We start from the raw sequence: 5,222 nt of genomic DNA on the forward strand, positions 1-5,222 counted from the left end.
GAAAGATATATAACGAAATTCATATGGAAGTAAGAAAAATGGGCTTATTTAATGACGAAATCTTTTTAAAAGATTTAGGGGTCTAGGTAACATGCTATTCTAACGGGAATCGATTGTTCCACAAGCAGAGCTGCGTTTTGTCAGTCCATTTTTATTCAGGTTAACAATATTATATTTTGGTAAACCAAAAAACCGACTTTTGTAAACCTGAGTCGGTTACTTGTATTGTTTTGGTAATCCAAGTGTTATTCAAATCTAACCCGCAGGAATAGTTTTCTTCCGCGTTCTGTGATCATAAATTTTCCATTTTGTCGGAGATCTATAGAAAAATTAGAACAAATAATAAGGGCTACCATTTTTTTGATGACAGCCTTTTGTTGCTATTGGGAGATTAGTTAAGGGTTGATCCATCTAGAGAAACCTTTGATTATTGGATTCTGAATTCCAATAATTCCCTACCTATTGAGGGATACTAAATCCAACATTAGTATTCAGGAGGGTAAAATGGAAACTCAACACAATCCAAAATTAGTCTCAACCGAACTTGCAAATCTTTGGACTCAATACATGGGTGATAGCATGTCAGTTTGTATGCTCAAATATATGTTAAAGAAAGTGGAAGATGATGATATTCGCTCGATTTTAGAATTTTCATTGAGTTTATCTAAGCGCCATCTTGAAAGGATTAAGGAATTTTTCCATGAAGAAAAATATCCTATCCCCTATGGATTTACAGATGAGGATGTCAACTTAGAGGCTCCACGCTTATTTTCAGACAATCTTTTCTTGAAATACATACACATTATGGCTGCACATGGGTTGACAGGGTACGCCGTTGCTTTTACTACTTCTGTACGTTCTGATGTTCGGAAATATTATGCGGATTGTAATGTAGAATCCATGGAGTTGTTTAACCAATCCCTTGATTTACTCCTATCGAAAGGACTCTATACAAGACCCCCATATCTTCACCCGCCAGAAATGGCTCAATATGTGAAAAAACAAGGTTTTTTAACGGGGTGGTTCGGCAATCGTCGACCGTTAAACGGAATTGAGATTAGTAACATTATTTTTAATATGAATAAAATGGTTCTGGGGAAAGCGATGGTTCTTGGATTTAGTCAAGTGGCACAATCCCAAGATGTTCGAGAATATTTTATGAGAGGATCTCAACTTTCTTCAAAGCATATTGAAATCTTTAGTTCCTTGCTTCATGAAGATAATCTCCCTTCTCCTCCACCATGGGATGACGAGGTTACCAATTCCACCGTGGCACCGTTTTCGGATAAATTAATGACGTTTCATACCGGATTTTATACGCAAACAGCCGTTGCTTTTTATGGTGCAGCTATTGCAGTTTGTATGAGACGAGATTTAGCTACCCAATATGTACGTATGACATCAGAAATGGAGCAATATGGAGAAGATGGAGCCAACATTTTGATTAATAATGGTTGGATGGAGCAGCCGCCAACGGCAGATGATCGTGTTTCTTTAGCGAGCGGTAAGAAGTGATGGTATGGCGAGACCGGAGGAAATCGAAAAAATGGTTTGGGGTATTGCTCTACCCGGATTTGCGCAATTCTTAAATCAAAAGTATTTTAAAGGATTTGTCTTTATTGTTTTAGAGTTCTTAATTAATGTAAATGCAAGGTTGAATCAAGCCATTATATTCAGTTTTCAAGGTGACATTAAAAAATCAATTGAAGTGACCGATTATGGATGGCTGATGTTTTACCCTTGTCTTTACCTTTTTGCGATCTATGATGCCTATAAAGATGCTGGTGGAGGTGATTCGTTTTCGTTTTTGCCCTTTGTCATCTCCGCTTACCTAGGAACCATTGGAGTCATCTATTCTCCTTATTTTTTAGGTCCTATTTGGTTGCCGATACTTTGTTTAGTTTTGGGAGCTGGTATTGGAATAGGTTTGGTAAATTTGATCCGTCGTTTTACAAATACCTAACGGATGCTTTTCCTTCGTTGCAAGGATTGTGCGAAATCCAGTTGTTAAGATTTTCTCTGCCGTTGATTTTTGATGCATTTTATCGCAAACTAAGCAAAAGTACATTTCAACCTCCTTTAAATCTTTAATATCATATAAGTATTCGTTAAAAATACCTAATCACCTTTATTGCAAAAATTGAAAATGTGAGACCCCATGATCCGATCATGGCGGTCTTATTTATTAGGTTAGAACGGGATTCAATAGTTGAGGAGCGGTGATCACAATCGCTCTTCGTTTCGTTACTCAACTAAAAGGGCAAGATAGTTAAATAAAGTATAAGGGGTAAGTTAAGTGAGATGATGTAAAAGATAGGTAAAATGGAATAAACCAATGTTTACTGAATAGAGGTTCTTATATGGCTTTTTCAAACACCTTATTTGTTATCTCATGGATATGCTTCTTTATCTTTGCTGATAAGAAAAAATTTCATCTATATTGGACAACATGCCTTCTTGCAATGTTTCTTGCATGTACTGTAGATTCCCTTGCTCATGACTTTTCATTATGGGACTATCCTAATCCAGAGAAAATGCACTATTTACATCACACTATGCAACAGTTTGGGGTTTATCCTATTGTTGTTTACCTTTTTCTTCAAACCCTTCCTCAAAAGCAGAATACGTTATCCGTAATTTGTCACATTTTCAATTGGTCAATCCTAGCAGTAGTTCTTGAATGGTTAGCAACGAGAACAGGGTACATGGAATATCAAAACTGGTGGAATTTGGGTTGGTCATATTTATGTGATTGGATTCTGTATCTGATTTTTTATTTCCATCACAAGTGGAGAGAAAAACATGTCTAACGGGAATCTATTGTTGAGGAGCGGATGCTATTGCCGGTCTTTTTGGTGTTTTGGAGTATGTTGGGCAATAAAATAAACTGAATCATCCTTAAATTAAGATGTAGATGTACACAAACAAATAAAGGACTAGAGTATCTCTAGTCCTTTATTTGTTTGCTCTTTTTGCTCTTTTTGGTAAATTGCCCAGTACAACTCTTCTTCCGTATATGTGGTTAGATCAAAGTTTGTCATTTCTCTCCGCTCCTTGTCGTTTTATGTAATTTGATTATAAATCTAGTTCGCCATTTTGACACATTTTTTGTTAGGTTTTATGACATCAATTATTTGTTATGCCAAAAAAATCTATTGCCCACTTGATTTTCGTAAAGGTCATAAGTAATTTATAAAATACAAAAAGACGCATTAGAGCGCCTTTATATTTCTTTGACTTAATAGTTTTCATTTGATTCTGAGTTTATTCGAGGAAACCAGTTTAACCTTGACCTCAATCGATTGCAACGAGTCAGGATCTAAAGGGAATTCACCTTTAACGCTGTACTGATGCCATATTTTTGGATGCTTTCGGTAGAGATGTTGAAACCAAAGAAACATATTCTGCTGTTCGGTTTTTTTCATAATATAATAAATCAGTACAACCCAGCACAACAGGACAATGATGGTCAATAGTACAGAAATCCAAGAGTCACGACCGGCTGCTTTTAATAATAATGGAATAATGATGACATGATTCATTAGACCTGTCGAAGTCATCATGATCATAACCAATTGAAAAACGGTGATAGTTTCTTTGTTCATGTTTTTCCTTCCTAAATCAATGAATGATTAACTATCGTGGCTATTTTGGTTTATAGCTATTTTTCACCGAGGTACAATACCAAGCAATTGTATAAATTCAAAAAAATCCATCCCCACGCAGAAGAGGATTTAAACTCAAAATGCCTTTTATGTATCATTTCCAAAGATAGAAATAAAATCCAATTCATACAAGATCGTGTTCACTTTACGATAATCCTTCTTCAGTAAGGAAAAGAAATTCAAGATACCCAGTTCAATAAGACAGCCCACATAAAAATGGGCGTAATACTTTACCTACACAATTGCCCAATTTCTTTTCTCCAACATACATTGTTATAGAAAAAACTGTTGTGAAGGAGGAAATAAGTAGTGAATCAGTATTCAGAGAATTTACAGAATGATCGGTTTTTTAATACACGAATAAATCCTAGACATGAAGAACTTATTGCAGCCTTAGAAGAAATGAGGGTTTGGGTTATCATTATGTCGGAACATGCAAAGTTTATCCGATTGGGACTAGACCCCAACCCAGCCCAAGAAGAATTGTTTCGATTAGCTGACCAGTTTGCAGTTCAATTGGATCGTCTACATCAAGAAGTCATCATGACACCTAGCAAAGCACCAGTTGAAGTCTTACACTCCCTAAGGGAAAGAACAATTTACATGGTCAATCAGCTTATTATGTTTAAAAGGGAAATTTTTAATGCTTTGGAAGCGTGTAAGGGTCTTGCCATTTTACCCGCCGTTTTGGTTGACCATGTTCGGCGTGAAGCAGACCGTTTTGTTGGAACTTTGGAACGCTCTAAAGGAAGGATAACAAAAACCCGTGAAGTCTTGGGGATACCAAATGGACAGAAGGAAGCACAAACAGTTCCCAGGCTGTTATATCATACATTACCAAGCGACAAATTGTTCAGAGTAGCCATTGAGGAAAGTATGTTCTTCAGCAGGATTCATTCGGAACATGCATCACATTTAGCAATGTCATTTAGACCTGAAGTGCAAGAAAAGTACCGACAGCGTGCATTAATCATTGAAAAGGAGTTTGCTAATCAAATTGAACAAGCAAAAGAAGTTGAAAGAAGTGGTCAAGGGCTGCAACAACTATTGCAAGAAAATATTAAAATTTCAAGGGAATTTGAAGGGTATCTAAGTAAAGTATTAAGTGATATTATGACGTGTACCATCCCAACCAAACAGACAAATTTCCCGCCATTACTTGCTGACCATATGCGTCGTGAAACCGTATACTTTATTGATATCCTTGAGCGAATAAGAAGATAATTTATTTTAAAATGGATGACTCCCTACAGATTGTTTTGTGAAGTGGGGAGTTTTTACATGGTAAAATGGAGTGCCTATTTTTATGTGTTAGGCAAAAACCTAGTGCGCTGTGAAGGGGATGCGCCTAATCTGTGTTGTAAAACTTGGGTGGTTTTTATTTGTTTGTGTTTATGACAGAGCCTAACCTTCCTACGGTTGGGCTTTTCTATATTTTTGCAAACATATTCCTGAATTACTTGGAAAAAATATACACTACACAATATGGATTTAAGGAATGTAGGGGGATACAAGGAATGAAAACTGAACACAACATTAGACTTACTTCTTCTGAAA

The 5,222-nt window shown here is 36.3% G+C and carries 7 protein-coding genes; 5 read left to right on the forward strand and 2 right to left on the reverse strand.

Annotation, left to right across the window (positions count from 1 at the left end):
- Positions 1–504 precede the first annotated feature (504 nt).
- Together ABLT31_RS38010 and ABLT31_RS38015 are read left to right on the forward strand one after the other, a co-directional pair.
- Positions 505–1,515, forward strand: a complete 1,011-nt coding sequence (locus tag ABLT31_RS38010; protein WP_367760909.1) for a DUF3231 family protein — start codon at positions 505–507, stop codon at positions 1,513–1,515.
- Positions 1,516–1,546: 31 nt separating this feature from the next.
- Complete coding sequence (locus ABLT31_RS38015) at positions 1,547–1,963, forward strand: hypothetical protein (RefSeq protein WP_462976595.1); 417 nt, start codon at positions 1,547–1,549, stop codon at positions 1,961–1,963.
- Here ABLT31_RS38015 and ABLT31_RS38020 read toward each other — a convergent pair.
- A complete protein-coding gene (locus tag ABLT31_RS38020; protein ID WP_367760911.1) occupies positions 1,898–2,068 on the reverse strand; it encodes a DUF3973 domain-containing protein in 171 nt (56 codons plus the stop codon). The two genes, ABLT31_RS38015 and ABLT31_RS38020, sit on opposite strands and share 66 nt — an antisense overlap.
- 292 nt (positions 2,069–2,360) lie before the next feature.
- Between ABLT31_RS38020 and ABLT31_RS38025 the strand changes: the two genes are divergently transcribed.
- Positions 2,361–2,810 (forward strand): CBO0543 family protein, encoded by a 450-nt coding sequence (locus ABLT31_RS38025; RefSeq protein ID WP_367760912.1) that lies wholly within the window; start codon positions 2,361–2,363, stop codon positions 2,808–2,810.
- Positions 2,811–3,248: 438 nt separating this feature from the next.
- Here the strand turns inward: ABLT31_RS38025 and ABLT31_RS38030 are convergent, their stop codons facing one another.
- Positions 3,249–3,605 carry a GerAB/ArcD/ProY family transporter gene (locus tag ABLT31_RS38030; protein WP_367760913.1) on the reverse strand — a complete coding sequence of 119 codons (357 nt, stop codon included), beginning with the start codon at positions 3,603–3,605 and terminating at the stop codon, positions 3,249–3,251.
- A gap of 369 nt (positions 3,606–3,974) precedes the next feature.
- Between ABLT31_RS38030 and ABLT31_RS38035 the strand changes: the two genes are divergently transcribed.
- A complete protein-coding gene (locus ABLT31_RS38035; RefSeq protein ID WP_367760914.1) occupies positions 3,975–4,889 on the forward strand; it encodes a DUF2935 domain-containing protein in 915 nt (304 codons plus the stop codon).
- A gap of 143 nt (positions 4,890–5,032) precedes the next feature.
- Positions 5,033–5,222, forward strand: a 190-nt coding sequence (locus ABLT31_RS38040; RefSeq protein WP_367760915.1) for a hypothetical protein, incomplete at its 3' end; no start/stop codon positions are given.

Source organism: Ammoniphilus soli (assembly GCF_040813775.1).